The 19,781-nt window shown below is 43.4% G+C and carries 17 protein-coding genes; 8 read left to right on the forward strand and 9 right to left on the reverse strand.

Annotated elements, in window-relative coordinates:
• Window positions 1-18: 18 nt before the first annotated feature.
• From JFU01_RS03355 to JFU01_RS03380, 6 genes are all read right to left on the reverse strand, one after another.
• Window positions 19-1,677, reverse strand: coding sequence for a DUF2207 family protein (locus JFU01_RS03355; protein ID WP_195855921.1), 1,659 nt, complete (start codon window positions 1,675-1,677; stop codon window positions 19-21).
• A 15-nt stretch (window positions 1,678-1,692) separates the two neighbouring features.
• A complete protein-coding gene (locus JFU01_RS03360; protein ID WP_198434182.1) occupies window positions 1,693-2,592 on the reverse strand; it encodes a two-component system regulatory protein YycI in 900 nt (299 codons plus the stop codon).
• 14 nt (window positions 2,593-2,606) lie between these two features.
• Window positions 2,607-3,953: a hypothetical protein gene (locus tag JFU01_RS03365; protein WP_195855919.1), complete on the reverse strand. Its 1,347-nt coding sequence runs from the start codon at window positions 3,951-3,953 to the stop codon at window positions 2,607-2,609.
• 128 nt (window positions 3,954-4,081) lie between these two features.
• Window positions 4,082-5,953 carry a cell wall metabolism sensor histidine kinase WalK gene (walK, locus tag JFU01_RS03370; protein ID WP_013669607.1) on the reverse strand — a complete coding sequence of 624 codons (1,872 nt, stop codon included), beginning with the start codon at window positions 5,951-5,953 and terminating at the stop codon, window positions 4,082-4,084.
• A gap of 6 nt (window positions 5,954-5,959) precedes the next feature.
• A complete protein-coding gene (gene yycF, locus JFU01_RS03375; protein WP_195855918.1) occupies window positions 5,960-6,667 on the reverse strand; it encodes a response regulator YycF in 708 nt (235 codons plus the stop codon).
• 386 nt (window positions 6,668-7,053) lie between these two features.
• Window positions 7,054-8,523, reverse strand: coding sequence for a LysM peptidoglycan-binding domain-containing protein (locus JFU01_RS03380; protein ID WP_195855917.1), 1,470 nt, complete (start codon window positions 8,521-8,523; stop codon window positions 7,054-7,056).
• 486 nt (window positions 8,524-9,009) lie between these two features.
• On the opposite strand from JFU01_RS03380, the gene JFU01_RS03385 reads away from it, so the two are divergent.
• Window positions 9,010-10,557: a ClC family H(+)/Cl(-) exchange transporter gene (locus JFU01_RS03385; RefSeq protein WP_195855916.1), complete on the forward strand. Its 1,548-nt coding sequence runs from the start codon at window positions 9,010-9,012 to the stop codon at window positions 10,555-10,557.
• Between the two features lie 153 nt (window positions 10,558-10,710).
• Here JFU01_RS03385 and JFU01_RS03390 read toward each other — a convergent pair whose 3' ends face one another.
• Window positions 10,711-10,908, reverse strand: a complete 198-nt coding sequence (locus JFU01_RS03390; RefSeq protein ID WP_013669868.1) for a CsbD family protein — start codon at window positions 10,906-10,908, stop codon at window positions 10,711-10,713.
• A gap of 187 nt (window positions 10,909-11,095) precedes the next feature.
• Between JFU01_RS03390 and JFU01_RS03395 the strand changes: the two genes are divergently transcribed.
• Together JFU01_RS03395 and JFU01_RS03400 are read left to right on the forward strand one after the other, a co-directional pair.
• Window positions 11,096-12,079, forward strand: coding sequence for a biotin--[acetyl-CoA-carboxylase] ligase (locus tag JFU01_RS03395; protein ID WP_198434183.1), 984 nt, complete (start codon window positions 11,096-11,098; stop codon window positions 12,077-12,079).
• 100 nt (window positions 12,080-12,179) lie between these two features.
• On the forward strand, window positions 12,180-12,734 hold the full coding sequence (locus JFU01_RS03400; protein WP_013668916.1) for a biotin transporter BioY: 555 nt from the start codon (window positions 12,180-12,182) through the stop codon (window positions 12,732-12,734).
• 50 nt (window positions 12,735-12,784) lie between these two features.
• Here the strand turns inward: JFU01_RS03400 and JFU01_RS03405 are convergent, their stop codons facing one another.
• Complete coding sequence (locus JFU01_RS03405) at window positions 12,785-13,807, reverse strand: lipoate--protein ligase (protein ID WP_230086935.1); 1,023 nt, start codon at window positions 13,805-13,807, stop codon at window positions 12,785-12,787.
• Window positions 13,808-13,989: 182 nt separating this feature from the next.
• Between JFU01_RS03405 and JFU01_RS03410 the strand changes: the two genes are divergently transcribed.
• The 5 genes from JFU01_RS03410 (at window position 13,990) to JFU01_RS03430 (ending at window position 18,723) form a co-directional block, all read left to right on the forward strand.
• Window positions 13,990-15,432 carry an RsmB/NOP family class I SAM-dependent RNA methyltransferase gene (locus JFU01_RS03410; RefSeq protein ID WP_195855913.1) on the forward strand — a complete coding sequence of 481 codons (1,443 nt, stop codon included), beginning with the start codon at window positions 13,990-13,992 and terminating at the stop codon, window positions 15,430-15,432.
• Between the two features lie 73 nt (window positions 15,433-15,505).
• Window positions 15,506-16,348 carry a Cof-type HAD-IIB family hydrolase gene (locus tag JFU01_RS03415; RefSeq protein ID WP_195855912.1) on the forward strand — a complete coding sequence of 281 codons (843 nt, stop codon included), beginning with the start codon at window positions 15,506-15,508 and terminating at the stop codon, window positions 16,346-16,348.
• A gap of 66 nt (window positions 16,349-16,414) precedes the next feature.
• Window positions 16,415-17,197, forward strand: coding sequence for a threonine/serine ThrE exporter family protein (locus JFU01_RS03420; RefSeq protein WP_195855911.1), 783 nt, complete (start codon window positions 16,415-16,417; stop codon window positions 17,195-17,197).
• A complete protein-coding gene (locus JFU01_RS03425; RefSeq protein WP_060777742.1) occupies window positions 17,194-17,691 on the forward strand; it encodes a threonine/serine exporter family protein in 498 nt (165 codons plus the stop codon). Before JFU01_RS03420 ends, JFU01_RS03425 begins: the two co-directional genes overlap by 4 nt.
• Window positions 17,692-17,709: 18 nt before the next feature.
• Window positions 17,710-18,723 carry an alpha/beta hydrolase family protein gene (locus tag JFU01_RS03430; protein WP_198434184.1) on the forward strand — a complete coding sequence of 338 codons (1,014 nt, stop codon included), beginning with the start codon at window positions 17,710-17,712 and terminating at the stop codon, window positions 18,721-18,723.
• 104 nt (window positions 18,724-18,827) lie between these two features.
• Here JFU01_RS03430 and JFU01_RS03435 read toward each other — a convergent pair whose 3' ends face one another.
• Window positions 18,828-19,781, reverse strand: coding sequence for a nucleoside hydrolase (locus tag JFU01_RS03435; protein WP_195855909.1), 954 nt, complete (start codon window positions 19,779-19,781; stop codon window positions 18,828-18,830).

The raw sequence follows: 19,781 nt of genomic DNA on the forward strand, positions 1-19,781 counted from the left end.
CTTCATTCTCCTCGTTTCTTACATAAAATCTTTTAATTGGTATTGGTTCACTGCTTCTAAAGCCTGAGCTAAGTTGCCGCTTAGCGACTGGTTGGCTTTTTTCGCCTGCTTGACCAGTCGGTAGTTATCCCCAGTCACAAAGCTATAGAGGTAGTCCTTTTGACTGTAACCCAAGGACTGGTCGCGACCCTTGAGAGATTCGAAATAAGTCTTCCAATATTTGGCAAGTTCTTGCCCCTGGGCATTATAAATCGGCAGAGTATAGCGCCTCAGTAAGTAGATTCCCACTAAGCAAAAGGCCAGGGCTAAGAGCCAAACATGGCCCTTATTTATCTCCCAGATCAGCCAAATCACTAAACCCGCTAGGACGATAAAGACAGTGACATAAAGCCACCATAAAAAGCCATAAAAGCGGCTTCCAACCTTATCTAATAACTGCAGGTCCTGTTTGCGTTTTTTATCCAGCTTGCTAAGGGTATGCAACAAGTTACGGTAGTTTCTGGTCTTGCCCTTCTTTTTCAGACCCAGACTATATTTAAAGCTGGCAAAATCAAGATCCCCACCCTCCTGCTGCTTACTAAAAGCATCGAGGACAACTTGTTCATAGGGGTCATCACTTTGGTTAGCCAAGACTTTAAAGTAAGGGTAGAAGCGGTCATCTGCGTTGACAAAACGTAAGGCTAAGTGTCCTTTAGCTACTAAGGATAAAAGAACCAGCCACAACTTATCATGTTGGCTGTAATTCTTCTTCAATAGTTCGCTAACTTCGACCGGATTGAGCTCATGGCTGTGGTTGACTTGCTTAGCGTCAGCTGCTTGCCGAATCTTTTGCTTGCATCTGAGCAAGAAGTAAGTGTAAAGGATCAATAAGACGACTAAGGTTAAACTGACCCCCATCACTATCCAGTAACGTTGGCGGTACCAGGCTTGTCTGGCGCCGATATGCTTATCAATCTCTCGGTTAATTTGCTCACCCTTAGAGACGGGGCCTTCCCCTTTGATATTAGGCATCACGTCAGCTGGAAGCACCATTTGCACGTTCAACTTACTATCCGCTCTCAGATCTCTGACTTGAACTTGTAAGGTCGACTCATCCAGCCACTTCTCTTGGATATGGGCTGGACTAGCTAGCCAGGCCTTATAGTGGTTTTGGTCCACCGCCTGGGGAAATTTAAAGGTAATTTGAGCGGAGTGGATATCGAAAGGCAAGAGCAAAAAGTCCTTTTGCATAATCACTTGATTGCCGTACTTAGTCCAGACATCCTCAATATTGGCAATATAATTCACAATTTCATCGTCGCCGGACATGGTATTGTAGAGGTCCACTTGGACATTATTGCCGTTTTGATGAAGGTCAAAGGTTCCTACCGTGTGGGAAGTACTCTGAACAAAAGGAAAGGCTTCACTGGCTGAATTCATCCGCATATCTACATTTAATTGACGTAGGTGACCGCTTTCGCCTGTACTAATCACATGGCTTAATTGGTCGACTTGCTTATCAAACTGATAGCGAACCTGTTCATGTTCTTTAATGTCCCCCTGCTGGTCAAATTCCACCTTAACCTGGTAATCAGCAACTGAAATTCCTTGGTTATCTACTGCAAAAACCGAATCAGGAAGCAGGCAAAGCAGGCCTAAAAGGGTGATTAAGATCAGAGTTGGGAATTCTTTTTTCATGGCTTGGTCTCCTTCCTAGGTGGCTTGACTATTTTGGCTACTCGCCTTGTCGCCATCATTGGTGGGATTAACCGGCTGAGAAGCGGGAGCATTTTGAACGATCGTCCCATTAATGGCATCAACAAAGGTGGTTTTAGTGGTATGGTCATCCAACTGCATCATAATGGCCCAAACCGGTTTAAAAACAATAATATCATCAACGGATAAAGTTTGCTGGTAACAAATATTGGCTGATAAAATATTGGCCTTGGAAGGGATCTCATTATAAAGATATAAGTTATCAATGGCATTCTTTTGGGTGATCAATGGGCGTTCTTCCCCTTGCGGACTCACGTCATGGACATGACTCAATTCATAGGAGACGATTTCATTTTGATCATTTAAATGAAATAATAATTCAGCACTAGAATCCATGGCCAGTTTGTCGGCATAGGTATTTTGCCCATAGTAAATAATTTTACGTTGGCGGTTATAGATCAAGAAGTGATATTCTTGGCCATGCTCAATCGCTCCAGAAGCTAACAAGTCCTCAATCGGCTTTAAGGCTTCTGGGGACAACTGGGTAGGGTTTTCCACATTGTTCTCTGTCAGCGCGGGTAACTTAATCGGATTTTTGAACTCGCCATAGAGTTCCTCAGTCGAATCCCGCCACTCTAACTTCTGTTCCTTGGTCCGGTCTCCTCTATCGGTGGATAGGCGACTTTGTTTGCCTGCGATCAGCGGCAACTGGACATCATCTGAAGAAGGGCTAAAGTTCATGGTCACTTCATTATTCTTTAATTCCTGTTGGATATTAATGTTGGACTGGATGGAAGTCGTCTCCATAAAACTCTTTCCAAAGAGAATATAGGCCAGGAAGATATTTAGGGCGAGAAAGACAATAATCAATATATTTTCAATTTGACGAAAATTCATAAGACTTCCTCCCTCTAACGGCTCTGAGCCTGGTTCATTTCTTTAAAGACTTCTTCATTATTACTATCAACTTCTGCTGGTTGGGCCTCCTGGTCGCTGCGATTGTGTTTGATATAGACCGGAACGTCATTTGCCGTATTCCGTGTCACATAAGCCTCATTTTTAGTCATGTCGACCAGTTCATCTAGCATGAAATAGGTCCCATCTTTTTCAATCATCCAACAAGGCACCAAGGAAATTAAACGATTGGACTTGGAGCTAGGTACCCAGTAGTAGCCGATATTTATCGAATCAATATCCTTACTGCTAATATGGTTGACTTCAAGCAATTTCATAATACTGGTGGCCGGTTGCATTTCAAAATTTTCCGTCAAATCATTCAAAGGCGTTTGAATATTAAGCGCTGAAAATTTAGCTTGCAGGGTGTGGTCCTTAGGAAAACCAATTCGGATCCGTGAAACAAAATTAGACCCATAAATAGGAATACCGCCAACGACTTTTCTAAAGGTGACATTCTTTTCTTTATGGTTATATTGACTATAGATCCAGTTATCATTATTGGCCTGGATGCGTTGGAGGTCATTGTAGGCTTGTAAGATGACCGACAAAGGATCAGTATTAAGCTCGTAATCAACGGTTTGGTTGAATAAAATTTCAAAATTACTATTATTAATCACTAAGCCCTTGTTTTCGGTATAATACCGAGCTGACTCAACATCACTATAGTCATTGACTTGGTCAGGAAGGTTAAATAAGAGTTGCAAGTAGGCCGCATTGGATTGACGTTCCAAAATATAGGATAGGGCCTTGACCTCAACCTTGTCGTCGAGCAAGTAGTGGTAAGGGGTTTTCAAATCAACCCGCTTAACGGCCTTAAAACCATTCTTATTCTCATCGATACTGGTCTTTAAGTCATCAAAGTTAGCCGGCGCTTTTAAAGGCAGACTATAGACCAGACCCTCTTCCCGGTCAATCAAGTAAAGCATTCGGCTATCCCGCGGGTAGGAGATAAGATTGATGGGAATTTGTCCCAATTCACCACTAATATCATCACTGGTCAAGCCCAAGAGTTGGAGGGGGATTTGATCAGCGTACTCCAGCTCGATCATTTCCTTATTATGACTTTCTTGGATATAGTCAGCCAGCGATTCTTTCTTGAGGCTGTCCAAGTCAAGCCTATCCACTTTTAACTGGGTCATCTTCTCATTAAAGTGGGTTAACAAATTGGCTTCTCGGCTTTGCCAAAAGCCTTCTCCGTCAGAGTAGACCAAAGAAACTGGCCGGAATACTTTTAAGAGCGGCGTCTTATCCCCCGGATTAGCTATTTGAGTCGGGGTAAGAGCAGTGGTTTTTGCTTCCATTCCCTCATCTCCTGACCAATTACTAGATAAGTTAGTGAAAGGCCCAATAATATTCAGGGAGAAAAAGATACTGAGTAAGACTAAAAAGGTTAATAGAAAATGAGGCAAGTTTGTCCAAAATTTTCGCATTATTCCCAATCATCCTCCCCCATATCAGGTTCAAAAGGCAGAGAAATAAAGAAGGTTGACCCCTTATTCTCAATACTATTGGCCCAAATTTTTCCGTGATGTAATTCCACAACTTCCTTAGCGATAGCCAGACCCAGACCCGAGCCACCTTGTTGGCGGGAGCGAGCCTTGTCTACTCGGTAGAAGCGGTCAAAAACGTGTCCAAGAGCTTTTTGGGGAATACCTAATCCTTGGTCTTGAACACTTAATATCGCTTCATTATGAGTCGTCATGAGACGGACTGTAATCGTCCCCCCATCTGGTGAATACTTAATGGCATTGTTTAAGATATTATCAATCACTTGAGTGAGGCGGTCTTGGTCAGCTTCTACCCAGATCGGTGACTTGGTTAATTCGCGTTGGATATGGTATTCTTCATTGACATAATCCTCTGATTGAATCATCATATCGAAGCGGTCCAAGATATGGTTGACTAAACCTTGGAAATCGATCAACTCCAGGTTCATTTCCTGGCGGTTAGAGTCCATCCGCGAGAGGTTCAAGAGGTCACTAATCATTCGAATCATGCGGTCCGTTTCCCTTTGAATGACACCGAGAAATTCTACCGCTAATTCAGAGTCCTTAATGGCGCCATCAGCCAGGGCTTCACTATAGGATCTGACACTGGTCAAGGGCGTCCGCAATTCATGAGAAACATTTGAGACAAATTGGCGGCGGTCACGTTCAATCTTTTCATGCTCAGTCACATCGGTTAAGACCCAGACTAGACCACTGACATAGCCAGACTCCCTTTGAATGACGGATAACTCGCCTTTAATAATCGATTCTTGGCCATCATCAGAAGTAAAGTGCATTAAAATATCACTTTCACTATTCAATAACTCACGGAAAGTATATTTATCCCTTAAATTGAGCACTTCCATAATGGAATGGCCCATAATTTCAGCTTCTTTTTTGCCGATTAATTCACAGGCCCGGTTATTGGTAATCATGACCCGGCTGCGGCGGTCAGTGGCAATCACCCCATCGGTCATATGTTTTAAGACTGAATCCAGCCGTTGGCGTTCAGATTCCGTGGATTCTTGAGCTTCGCGCACTCGAACCGAGAGATAGTTAATCGACTGGGCTAAGACGCCCATCTCATCATTACTATAGACCTTAACCTGGTCACTATAATTTCCATCGGCAATCTTTTCAATTTGATTGGTCATTTCTTGGACTGGACCGGTAATCCCTCTAGAGATTAAAACTGCCAGTAAGATAGAAAAGACCAAGGCCAAGCCCGATGAAGTGATATAAATCAAACCAGTATTTTGCACTTGGTTGTAGACACTTTCAATGTTGACCGTCACACTTAAAACCCCGATCAAAAGACCGGAATTATCCGAAGAAAAAATAGGAACAACATATTGCTTAATCCGCAAATTTTCTTCATTGTCATACATTTCCTTACTCAGGCTAGTGTTATTGTAGAGAACTGTACGGATCATGTTATCGGTCGTTTGTTGGCCCACATTGGCCTGGTTACTGGGATTAGATGAAGCAAGAATTTGCCCCTTATCATCAACCACCAAGGTTTCTAAAACATTGCTAACATTAAAACGACGCAATGAATTAATTAATTGCGCCTGTTGGTCACTCGTCTTATTATCTTCATTTTGAATAATGGGGCGAACGCTATCCTCCAGGAAGCCAATTTGCACATTCATTTGATCATCAAAGCTGCGCATCATTTCCTGTTCTAATTGTTGGATAAAATAAGCCCCAGCAAATTGCAAACCAAGTAACAAGAGCAAGATAATGACCAAAGGAATCTTTAAATGAATCGAATTAAGAAAGGAAATTTTCGATTTTTCTTGTTTTTCCTTCATTGCTTCCTACTCCTGGTCATTATCTTGGAGATAATACCCCACACCACGGCGGGTCATGAGTAATTTAGGATGGCTGGGGGTGTCTTCGATCTTTTCACGTAGACGACGCACGGTCACGTCCACGGTCCGAACATCGCCAAAGTAGTCATAGCCCCATACCGTCTGCAAGAGGTGTTCCCGGGTCATCACTTGGCCTAAGTGCTTGGATAAGTAATGGAGGAGCTCGAACTCACGGTGGGTCAGGTCAACTTCCTTACCATTCTTAGACACATAGTAGGCATCTTCATGAATGGTTAGGTTACCGACATTTAATTCATTATTTTCTTCTTTTTCTTCAGCAGCCTCAACGTTAACCTGAGAACGGCGGAGGTTGGCCTTAATCCGTGCTGAAAGTTCCCGATTGGAAAAAGGCTTGGTCACATAGTCGTCAGCTCCCATTTCCAAACCGAGCACCTTGTCAATTTCTTCACCCTTGGCGGTTAACATAATGATAGGAACACTGCTGGTCTTACGGATTTCACGACAAACTTCCAAGCCGTCTTTTTTAGGCAACATTAAATCCAAAACAATAAGGTCAGGTTGGTAGCTGGCAAAGCTTTCTAAGGCTTCTTCGCCATCGAAAGCTGCCAGGGTGTCATAGCCTTCCTTTTGAAGGTTGAAGGTAATGATATCTGAAATTGGTTTTTCATCATCAACGACTAAAATTTTTTTCATTATTAAAACTCCTTAAGTGTAACAGTTACAGCAGAGGACGATATGGCTAGAAGAAAATCCATAAGCATCGTATGACTGGAACCCGTTTTAGTTTAAGAACTTCAATTTTCCATCTAAATTTCCCTATTTCCACCAATCTAAGTCAACCACTGCAACAGGGTCAACTAAAAATTGTCAATAGAATACTCTCTAATTTATACATTATACCGTGAAAAGGGTGAAAAACCAATGCCAGCCCTTTTATTTCTGACTTCTTACATGGCTTCTAAGCAAAAAAGCGAGTCTTGGTGGTGCCAAAAGCTCGCTTATAATCATGTATCATTCATAAAAATTGACTAAATAAAAAACGAGTGGGGTAAACACTCGTTTTTTTATTACTTGCTTAATTAGAAATGGATGTAGGATGAAGCTGCTGCAGAACCAGCATCAACAGTACGGTAAGTCACGTTTGGTGAACCACCGAAGTTCATTTCTGAAATACGGATAGAACCGTCTGGGTTAACCCCTTCAACAAAGGCAACGTGGCCATAACCAGATGCACCTGCAACCCCGGCTGGGAAGGAAACCACAGAGCCGACGGTTGGTGTATTTGATACTGGGATACCATGACTACTTGCAGTATATGCCCACTGGTTAGCGTTACCCATAGGACCAGGAACTGGTTTACCTAAGGCATGTAGGCGGTTGATGACATAATAAGTACATTGTCCTGCTGGAGCTAAGCCACGTGGGTCAACACTCCCATCATAAGCAGATAAGACAGTCGCATTGTTTGTGCTTACTGGTTGGGCTTGTACTTGGGTATTAGCTGCTTGGTAAGTTTGGGCTTGTAATTGAGCCTTTTCAATTTCAGCTTGTTTAGCAGCTTGGGCTGCCTTTTGTTCTTCAGCTTCCTTAGCGGCTTGAGCGGCTCTTTGAGCTTCCGCTTCCTTGGCAGCTTGTTCTGCTTGGGCTTGCGCTTGAGCGGCCTTTTGTGCTTCAGCTTCCTTAGCAGCTTGGGCAGCTTTTTGGGCTTCCGCTTCTTTGGCAGCTTGTTCTGCTTGAGCTTGAGCGGCCTTTTGCGCTTCGGCTTCCTTAGCAGCTTGGGCTTGCGCTTGTTCTGCAGCTTCTTTGGCTTGATCAGCTTCATTAACTACAGCTTCTTCAACTTTTACTTCTTTGGCTGGAGCTGGGCTAGCTACTTCAGTTTCAACAACTTCTGCTTCACGACCAACTTGAGCTTCTTTTACTTCAGGAGCTGCTGGTGCTTCAACTGGGCTTGCGCTTTCTTCTACATGGCCTTCATTGGCAGTCACTTCAGGAAGTTCATCAGCGATTTTTTCTTCAACCACTTGATCTTGCGGAGCTGCTTGGTATTCAGCAACTGGCGCTGGACTTTCTTGTAAAGCTACTTTTACTTGTAATTGTTGACCAATTAAGATTAAATCCCCTTGTAAACCGTTCAAGTCACGAATGGCTTGAGCAGTGGTGTTAAATTGAGCAGCAATTTTGTTTAAAGTGTCTCCAGCAACAACGGTGTAAACGCCATTAGCATCTGCAGTTTGGCTAGTAGTGGTTTTTGCAGCAGGTGCTGGTGCTGGTTTTTCAGCTTTAACTTCTTTTTTATTAGAAGCTTGAGGTGTTTCTGCAGAAGGAACGTCTAAGGTTTCCCCAGCGAAGATAAGGTTAACATCTTCAATGTTGTTACCGTCACGTAATTCTTCAATAGTGGTATTAAATTGAAGTGCTAATTCAGATAGAGTGTCCCCTACCTTAATGGTATATTCAGCCGCATCAACATTTGGTGCGATAACAGCTGCCAAGGCCGCTGAAGTCAGTACAGATGTTCCTAACATGATTTTCTTTGTCTTTTTCATAATTCTGTTTTACCCCCAGAAATTTTTAAAATTTATTAAAATCTATTTATTCACAATATCTATTATATATGCTGGGGAATTTTTTTGGGTAACAAGTCGATTACAAATTATTTCATTTTCGCCTTCTTAGTGAAAAATTAAAAGCTTATCTTTTATAAGCCATATCTTTTTAAAGAATTATTAAATATTGCTATGGCCCCTTTCCTGGGGCACTTTTTTCTTTAAGTCAATTTTAGAGAGAAATTATTCCCTGACTCTGTAATATTTTTGTAATATATTTTGTAATATTGAAACATTTCCTGTCTTTTTTGCGAAATAGACCGATGCAATTCAGGAATTTTCCTCATTTTATTTGGAATTAGCCTGACTTTTCCTCAATCGCTCTGAATACCTCTAAGTGGGATTTTTCATGTCGTCTTGACAGCCTTGCTATAATGGAAGTGATATCGTCTGAGACGATTAACTCTCTAGAAAGAAGGCTGAAAAGTGAAAACAAGTCCGTTCAAAGCCAATAAATTGCAGACCGAAGTGGCTAAATCACACGCCCTCTCAATCATCGAGGCCATTGCCGTAGGAGCCTTAGCGGGATTCTTCGCAGTCCTCTACCGCTATTTATTAGGCTATGCTTCCCAGTGGCACACTTGGCTCTTTAGCCAAAATCATTTAAGCTTTATCGTTATAGCTATCATTACGGTCATCCTCATGGCTGGGGTTACCGGCTACTTATTAAAACGCTCTCCCCTCTCTGGAGGCAGTGGCATTCCTCAGGTGACGGGAGAATTACTGGGACAATTTAATATGCCGGTTCTTTCCTTATTATTATCAAAATTTGTAGGGGGACTTTTTGCCATCATTAGCGGGATGTCTTTAGGACGTGAGGGCCCTTCGATTCAAATCGGGGCAGCTGTGGCTAAGGGTTATAGTAAAAAGCGCCAGACTAGCCCCGAAGACACTCGCCTCTTAATTACTGCCGGAGCCGCTGCCGGTTTAGCAGCTGCCTTTAATGCTCCAATTGCGGCAAGCTTATTTGTATTAGAAGAGATTCATAAGAGTATTTCTTCCTTTATCTTAATTCCCGCCCTGATTTCAGCCATCCTAGCTGACTTGATCTCTAAATCGCTATTTGGTTTACAGCCCTCCTTTGCCCTAAAAACACCAGAAAGCTTTCCCTTAAAACTTTATTTTTCTCTTATCCTTTTGGGGATAGCCTCTGCTGTTATCGGCTATTGCTTTTCCAAGTCACTTTTAGCCTTGCAAACCACCATGCAAAAGTTTTTTCCAAAAATAATTCACCGAGTGATGGCCGGTTTCCTAGTGGCTGCTTTAGTTTCCTATGGTTTTTCTTGGATAACCGGGTCAGGGCATGAACTGGTTTTTGACTTTATCGCCCAACCCTTTTCCCTGAAGCTCCTCTTAATCATTCTCTTTGCAAAAATTTTCTTTACCGCCTTTTGCTATAGCACGGGGGTTCCTGGTGGGATTTTTCTTCCCACCTTAGCCATCGGTTGCCTCAATGGAGCCAGCGTTTTTATGCTTATTCAACTTTTTCTTCCTATTGATTCAGCCTTATTAACTAATTTCATGGTTTTAGGCATGGTTGGGGTTCTAACGGCTGTAGTACGGTCGCCATTAACTTCTATCATTCTCGTAGTGGAAATGGTAGGCAATCTCAACAACCTCCTGCCCTTGGCCGTAGTGGCTGCCCTTGCCTATATCATCTGCGAAAGACTGGGCCTGGCGCCTATTTATGAAAGTCTTTATGAACGGATGCAGGACAAAGCAGCGACAAAGCTCACCAAGAAAAAAATTAGCCTGACTTATCAAGTGAGTGTCCTCTCCCAATTTAACCAGCTAGCCGTTAAAGACTTAGCCTTTCCGCCTAGTGCCCTGCTCTTAAATATTGAACGCAAGGGGCAAAGTATCACCCCACATGGTGATACCACACTCCAAGCCCTAGATACCGTAAAGGTCTTGTTAGATGAAGACGATTTAGCCGCTAGTAAAAAATATATCCACTCTATGAATAAAGATTAAAAATAAGGATGTGAGGATGACGTCAGAGACTTGAATCGCTACGCATACTCTATCTGTAACTCGCTCTTCGCTTCGAACAACTATAGCAACTGGAAAAAAAAGAGGCTAGGACAAATCCTAGCCTCTTTTAAATGATAAATTTATCTGTACTTCTTATTCTTTGTCGTCTGAAAAGCTATTCTTAACCCCATCAACTGCTCCCTTTACGGAGTCCTTCACATCGTTAACTGCTTCTTTAGCTTGGGCAGATAGGTCTTCAGTCTTGCCTTCGTTTTCGGTTTCTTTGTCATCAAATACTTTTCCAGCGGTTTCTTTGACTTTACCCTTAATTTGATCAAATTTTTCTGACATAACTTTTCCTCCTTTTATCTTATACTCTCATTTTAACACGATCAAAGAGGTCTTTAAAATGATATGGTTAGCCTATCATTTGCGTCACCCTTAGATAAAAATAAGTTGACAAGATTATCCCGATCTTTGTAAAATATAAAATGCTTATAGCTATTCGTTAAGATTATTCAGAAAGGAAGATACTTGCATGACAACCAGTCAAGCGGTTTTAGAGCAGCTTATGGTAGCGCCCCTTAGTGGCCAGGTCCTAGCCGACCAACTCAACCTCTCCCGTAATGCAGTATGGAAGGCGGTTGAAAATCTGCGTAAAGAAGGCTTCGTCATTGAATCTGGAAAGCAAGGCTACCAGATTCAAGCCTTACCCCAACGGCTAAACCAGAGTCTATTGACTTATTACCTGGACCAAGGGGAAGCCAAGTGGAAGCTCATTCTTTTAGATGAAGTTGGCTCTACCAATGAATATATCAAGGCCTATAAGAGTCAACACCAAGATGACTTGGTTATTTGTGCTAGTCAAAAACAAACAGCCGGAAAAGGACGTCTAGGAAAAAGCTTCTATTCTTCCTTAGAGGATGGCTTGTATGTCAGTTTGGCTCTGAAGCCCAATTGTTCTAGCCCAGCTGAAGTGCCTCTCTACACCCTTTTAGCGGCCAGTGCCGTGATCGACACTTTGGGGAGTTACTTAGCTGAACCCATCCAGGTCAAGTGGGTTAACGATCTCTTCTACCAAGGTCACAAGGCAGCCGGAATCCTTTGCGAAATGGTCTCTGACTTAGAGATTCCTAGCGTGTCTTACATTGTCGTCGGTTTGGGTCTGAATTTAGCCGGTGACTTGTCTAAAGTGGCTGATATTAGGGAAATTGCTGGAACCTTTTTTGGAAAAGAGTTGCCTAAAGACTTTAATATTAACCAATTCTTAGCTGACCTTATCCAATGCTTTATGACCTACCATCACCACTTTGCCCAAGGTAAATTTCTAGACACCTATAAGAAACACCTACTGGGTCTGGGTAAAGAAGTAAGCTACCAAGAAAACCAGGTCAATAAAACTGGGAAAATAAAAGGGATTAATGAACAAGGCCAGCTCTTAGTGGCAGATAGCGCTGGAGACATCCACGCCCTAGTCAGCCCCAATATTCATTTTGGGAGTCAACAATTCGTTAGCGACTAGCTAGAAGCAAAAGCCTATTAATCCAGTTTAAATCTCTGGTTAATAGACGCAGTGGCTCAAAGGCCCTGTTAATCGATCTTTGCATAAGGAGAAAACAAAAATGAAAACCAAAGAAATTACTCGTATTGCTTTGATGATAGCCTTATTGGTTATCGCTTCTCAGTTAACTATTCCTATCGGGATTGTTCCCTTTACCCTTCAAACCTTTGCGGTTAACTTAATTGCCTTATTTTTAAAACCTAAAGAAGCCTTTCTTACCACCCTGCTCTACTTGCTGGGCGGCTTAATCGGATTACCTTTCTTTGCTGGATTCCATGGCGGTTTCCAAAGTGTCCTAACCCCTTCCTTTGGCTTTATTATAGGCTTCCTTGCTGCCGCTAGTCTGGTTTCAACCTATTTAGCTAAGCAAGCCAATCCAGGGCCTAGAGAATACCTCATTGCCCTAGTCATTAATTACTTAGTGACCAATTCAATTGGTTTTGTCTATATGGCCTTTATTTTAAACAGCTATATGGGCAAAGGCCTTTCCATCGGCGGGCTTTTAGCCATTGGGATCACTCCCTTTATTCTGGCTGAAATTCTCAAAAGTGCCCTGGCCTTTATCTTAGCCCTGCGTTTACGTCCACTCTTAAAGCGCAGAAACTTACTTGACTAAAAAAAGTGTGACCAAGTTGATTAGCTTGGTCACACTTTTTTCTATTATAATTAATCCAAGATAAGAGAGACTAAGTCCTCGATAGCAAGCTTGCCAATGTTATCTTGGTAGTTGCCAGCTTTTAGTCCTGCAGCAATTCCAGCTTGGTCATAAGTCTTTCCAATCATCGCTTGGTCGACTTGGTCCGGTTGGCCAAAACTCATATCTCCATAAGTCTTGAAATCAGTAATAAGTCCATCACTAATATTAAAGTTAAAAGCCACGGTGCCTACCCCAGGGTAATAGGCTGTCTTATAGTAATGGAATCCAGGATTTGACCCATAATTCCACTCATCTTTTCCATAAAAATCAGCCACCCGTTGGTCAATAATCGCCCAGTCCTCATCGGTTAAGGTATAGCGTTGGATAGAATTCAAATCCTCTGTATGAAAGATTTCCTTAAGCAGGGCCTCTTTAAAGGCTTCTGTAGATAAGTCAGCTAAGTCACCTTTTAAGAGGGGTTTGAGGTTAGAGACCCGTTTATCTACCGACTTGACCCCTTTGGTTTTTAACTTATCTTGATTAGGGGTCAGCACCCGTCTTGCTTGTTGGGTATCCAAATCATATAAGAGGGTCCCACCAGCTGCCAGGGCATTTTCTACCTTGACCATAGACATGCCAGAAATTTTTAAGTCGTCCACCACAATGTCGTTACGACCTTTGAGTTGGACGCCTTCAATTCCTAGTGCAGTCAAGGCATCAATAATCGGTTGGGCATAGTAAGAAAAATCACCATAATGTGAGGTGTCACCAACGACAATATTCTCAAAGACAATGTTGCCGTAGTCCTGATAAACAGCTCCCCCGCCACCCGTACGCCGGACTAAGGTGATATCATTCTTTTCTAAATAGTCTAGATCAACTTCTGCATAGGCATTTTGATTTTTACCGATAATGACACAGGGAGCATTAATATACATAATTAAACCATGGCCTTCAAGGGCTAGGTCATTGATCAGATAATTATCCAGCGATTGGTTAACAATAGGATCATAAACCGCTTGACCATGGCGTGACGTATCAATAAAAAACATGGAAAGATCTTCCTCCTTATTCATTTTCTAGCCTCTAACCGGGACATTTTTTAAACATTTTACACTTTAAATTATAGCATAGAAACCGCCTTCTTTTCTGTTCCTTTGTCCCTTGAAATCTTATTGGAGCATGGCTCATTCTATGGTAATATGCACTTATTAAGCCAGAAAGGAAAATAACCATGTCGCTAGCTTTGGAATTTATTGATAAATTTAACCAGCTCCTGGGCGATGAAGCCGCTGACTTCTTCGCCGCTCTTAATAAAGGAGAGGCCCAGAAAGCCTTTCGGATCAACCCTCTAAAAGCTAAGGCCCAAGCCATTTGCCAGTCTTACTTTGAAGAAGATTTAACCCCCTGTCCCTATAGCCCATGGGGGTATTTAGGTCAAGTAGACGGTCATTCTCCCCTCCATCAAGCTGGACTGGTCTATAGCCAGGAAGCTTCAGCCATGGCGGTTGCTAGTGTGGTCCAAGCCCAGCCGGGAGAAAAAATTCTTGACCTCTGTGCCGCACCAGGAGGAAAGTCTACTCAGATTGCTGCTGATATGCAGGGCCAAGGGCTCTTGGTCGCTAATGAAATTATTCCTAAGCGGGCCAAGATCTTAGCTGAAAATATTGAAAGAATGGGCATTTCCAACGCGCTGGTAACCAACCACGATCCCGAAAGTCTGGCTACTTATTTCCCGAGCTTTTTCGATAAAATCCTGGTTGACGCCCCCTGTTCCGGTGAAGGCATGTTTACCAAAAGTCAAGCGGCTCGTGAGGGCTGGAGTAAAGAGACGCCCCTCCTCTGCCAAGAGCGGCAAAAGGAAATTCTGAGCCAAGCGGTTCGGATGCTAAAAGCAGGTGGTCAATTAATCTATTCCACCTGTACCTTCTCCCCAGAGGAAAACGAAGAAATTATTGCCTGGCTATTGGACCAGGCTGACTTTGACTTAGAATGGATTGACCAATTTCCTGCTGAAACGATCTCTAGGGGGCGAAGTGACTGGAATCAATCTGACTATGATCTCTCCGCCTGTGTGAGAATTTGGCCCCATCGTTCCATCGGCGAGGGCCACTTTATTGCCCGCCTCAAGGCCAAAGACAGCCTTAATGCCAACCAAGTAGCACCAAAAGCTAAGAAGAGTCGTCCTAAAAAGGGCAAAAGACACGCAGCTAAGTCTAAAGCTTCACCCTATCGCTTATTAGAGCCAGAAGAAAGGAAAAATCTCGCTGCCCTAAGCCAATCCTTCCCTAATGAGGACTACCAAGATCGAGAACTGATTGCTAAAGGCGACCAGGTTTGGCTCCTCCCTCCCGGCGTTACTTATCACATGCTGGTAGAGGGCTCCCTCAATCAATTACACAGTCTCCGTCTGGGGCTCCACCTGGGAAGCTTACTTAAAAATCGTTTTCAACCCAGCTATGCTTGGGCCATGGCCTTGGCTCCCAAAGCCACTTACCCTCAAATTGAAATCAGCTACGATGACTGGGTAAACTATGTCCAAGGTCTCACCTTAGCTTATCCTGGCAACCAAGGTTGGGTCCTCTTAGTTTACCAAGGGATGGTCATTAGCTTTGGCAAACAAGTCCAAGGAACAGTTAAAAACTTCTTTCCCAAGGGATTGCGTTTTCACCCATGACAATGGGAAGTCAGAGGCGCTTCTGCTATACTAGGGGCAAAGAATCGGATTTTGACAAAGGAGGATGACTTACTTGATTAAACTATTTGTCACTGATATGGATGGTACCCTACTCAATGACCACCATGTCATTTCTGATGCTAACCGTCAGGCGATCTTGTCCTTAAAAGACCAGGGAATTGAGTTTATGGTAGCTACCGGACGGGGATATCACTCAGCCCAACCTTTACTAGATATGCAAGACTTAAGCTGCCCGATGATTAATTTAAATGGGGCAGTTTTTACTGATATTACTGGTGAAGCCAGCCAGCAAAAATATTTTTCCGGACAACTCCTTAGTGAACTGCTGGATTACTTTAACTATTACAGCATTAATTATTCCATTATGACCCAAAACCAATACTATCTCTATAATCCGGAAACTTTTATCGACCAAATTATGGCCATCAGCCAGGGCGATCCCAAGGCCATGGCAAGTGCGGCCCAATTTATCTTTGATACCAATTATATCCGTGATATTAGGGACTATATTAATGGGGAAAATGAGCCTGCCTTAAAAGTCATGGTCTTTTCTGAAGACCATGCTATTCTCCAGCAATTTATTGAGCATTTTGATAGCCATCCAGAATTAGCGGTCTCTTCTTCTGGACCCGATAATTTAGAAATTACCCAGCGTGATGCCACTAAGGGCAATGCTTTAATGGCTTATGCCCAGTCTAAAGGCTATCAAAGCGATGAAATACTCACCATTGGCGACTCTCATAATGATATTTCCATGTTCCACCCGGTCAAATATTCTTATGCCATGGCTAATGCCAGTCAATTGGTCAAAGACCAGGCAAACTACCTAGCACCTAGCAACAAGGAAGATGGGGTCGCCCAAGTGATTGCTAACTTACTTAAAGAGCAACACTAGCACTCGGAACAGGCCACTTAACCCTCTGCCAAATACAAGGGCAAATACCATTAGAAAGTGATGTCTATGGGGCAACAGCAAGTCAAAAAACTCTTAGAATTAGCCTTACTTGCCGGACAAATTATGTGTGAAAGTCAGGCAGAATCTTATCGGGTAGAAGATACCATGAATAAGATTCTTAGTCTTTCCCAGGCAGCTTTTGCGGTCGGCTGTTCTTTTTCAACCAATTTACTGGCCATTATTGACGATCCTAAATTTGAGAGTGGGGCTTTTGTGGGGGTGAAACGGATCACCAGCCACAGCAACAATCTCAATAAAATTGGTCAAGTGACCCGGATAACAGATTATTTTGTCCAAGGGCAGCTAGACATTGACCAAACTTATACCCTCTTATTGAACATCCGTTCGGGACGTAACCTCTATAATCCTAACCGAATGGCTTTAGGAATATGGGGGATGACCTTTTGTTTTACCTTTCTTTTTGACGGTGGCCCCTTTGAAGGCTTAACGGCAGCTATTAATGGTCTAGTCTTGGCGCTTTTGTTTCTAGGTGGTAACCGCTTTAATTTTGGGGCTTTCTTTACCAATGTCATTCAAGCAAGTGTCGTCACTCTCCTCCCCCACCTCTTTCAAATGTATCTGTGGCCTGATTTAGCCAGCGGAACCGTGGTGATCGCCTCTCTCATGCCCCTAGTGCCAGGAACGCCCTTCACCACCGCTGTTCGTGACCTTTTCCACGAGGATTTCATTGCCGGCTCTTCCCGTTTAGTGGAAGCCCTTCTCACAGCAGGAAGTTTAGCTTTAGGTTCAATCATCGCCTTTCTTATCTTAGAAGGAGTCTTTATATGATTGCTTTATTCCTTTACCATGCCTTTTTTTCACTGACCGTAGGCTTTTTTTGTGCCTATGTCTTTGAGGTCCCTAAAAGAATGATTTTCCAAGTCTCCTTAATTGGGATGTTTGGCTGGTTAACCTACTACTTCACCCAGGTCCTAGCGGGTTCGACTCCAGTCTGGTCCTCTTATTGGGCCAGCCTAGTCATTGCCGCTATGTCTCAGTGGGCGGCCAATCGTTTCCACCAACCAGTGACCTTGTTTTTCATTCCGGGTTTTATTCCCATCGTCCCTGGTGGGGGCCTCTACCGGACTGCCCTCTATCTTTTTCAACGCGATTTTGACTTGTTTTCTAGTCAATTGCTAGAAACCTTTATGAGTACCGTGGCTATCGGATTAGCTATTTTTACCGTTTCTAGTATCAGTTACCTAGGGAACCGGACCACTTCAGCCAAGTATATTCGCCGGGATAACCGTAAACGTGTGCGGGCCTTATTCCGTAAGCATTAAAAATAAGGAAGGATCATGATGACAATAAAAAAATTACTCCTACTCTTAATGACCGGTCTGCTCTTTGCCTGTGGTCAAAAACCAGACTCTACTACTCCTGAGCAAGCTAGCCAGGAAGACCAAACAGAAAGTAAGTCCCCACAAACTGAGCAAAAGAGTGAAACACAGCCAGCCAGTGACCCAGCGACTGACCTGGACCAATTAACCGTCTTGAGTCAGACTGAGGACTATGTTCAATATGAATTAAATGTCATGCGGGATGGTTTTAAAATACACGGTAAGCTCTTCTTGCCCAAGGGCGACCAAGAATCCTGGCCTTTGACTATCCTAGCCCATGGGATCAATCAAACCGATTTAACCACCACCCCTTACGCCACTCATTTGGCGAAACGTGGAGTAGCTGCCTATGTTTTTGACTTTATCGGCGGGGCTCCCCTAAATAGCAGTGATGGTGACTTTTCCGATATGACCGTATTGACTGAACTGGCTGACCTGGAGGCCATTTACCAAAAGCTCACTAACTATAAAGCAATTGATTCCAGTCAAACTTACCTATTGGGAGATAGCCAGGGCGGTCTCGTAGCTACCATGATGGCAGCAAAACACCCCGAGGATATCCAGGGGATGATCCTACTCTACCCTGCCTTCAATATGCCCAGCCTAGTCCACGACTTTGTCCCGGACAAAGAAGCAATTCCTGACTCCATCGATATCATGGGAGTATCGGTTAGCCGTTACTATATCGAAGACATGCTTAAGGTGGATGTGGAAGACATTACTACTTCCTATCCTGGCCCAGTTCTCATTGTCCATGGAGAAGATGATGTTCTTGTGCCCCCAGTCTATGCCCAAAAGGCCGCTGAGCTTTTCCCCAAGGCCCATTTAGAAATGATCCCTGGCGGCAAGCATGAATTTTCCGGCTCTGACTTCATCAAGGCCCTCTCTTATATCGATAAGTTCATGGTCAATCAACTCGGCGATGAACATTACCAACTCACTATCGACGAAGAAGAGCAAGCCGATAACAACTAAATCAAGTACGCTCAGATAAATAAACAATTAAAAAGTGCTAGTATCATCCTCTTAAAACTTAAGAGTGATACTAGCACTTTTACTTTATTGGACCGTATTTATTTTTAATGCGCTTTAAAGAGCTGGGTCAAACGGGTCATAAATTCATTTAAGAATCGGTTCACATCAACCGCCACGGCTACTCGGACACTGGGATCAGGATCATTTAAACGGTCATTATCGCCAATAGTCCGTCCCCGACTTTCGCCTTCAGTTTCAACCTTCATGGCTAAAGGCAGGCAGTCAACTAAGTCTCCTTGAACGGCAACCGCCACGGCTAGTGGGTCATGGAGGGCACAACCCTTTAAGTGGGGCGAGGTGACTTCGTAGGATTTAATATAATAGTCCACAATATCAGCCATTTTCTCCCCGGCCTCAGTACCTAAGTCACGCCAAAGTTGGGTTTCCTTATAGGTCAAGAGCGTGCGCAAGGTCACGTCTAAGCCCACCATGGTAACTGGTAAGCCAGACCGGAATAATTTGTCAGCGGCTGCGGGGTCTTGACTAATATTGGCTTCAGCAAAAGGCGACACATTACCGCATACTGTCAAAGCTCCACCCATAATAACAATCTCACCAACTTGGGATAAGCTATCGAGGTCCTTATCAATGGCTGCGGCTAAGTTAGTCATAGGCCCGGTAGCGACAATTTTTAAATCTTTACCATACTTCCTAGCCGATTCGAGGATAAAGTCAACCGCATTGCCAGCGGCTTGCTTAACGGGCCGGTCACCCAAGTCAACCTCCCCCAGACCATTTTTACCGTGGATCAGAGCTGAGACTTCTTGCACTTCAAAGTCTTCCTTATCCGAAGCATGGTCTAAGCCGGGATAAACTGGGACCTGGCCTTGACCAAATAAATCCAATAATTGACTGGCGTTTTTCAGACCCCTTTCCATTAACACATTACCATAGGTCCCCGTGATACCAAGCAAGTCGACTTCTGCTGAGGCACACGCATAGGCAATGGCCAGGGCATCGTCAACCCCTGTATCTAAGTCCAGTATCATTTTTACCAT

Source organism: Aerococcus sp. Group 2 (assembly GCF_905125285.1).
Classification (GTDB): domain Bacteria; phylum Bacillota; class Bacilli; order Lactobacillales; family Aerococcaceae; genus Aerococcus; species Aerococcus urinae_E.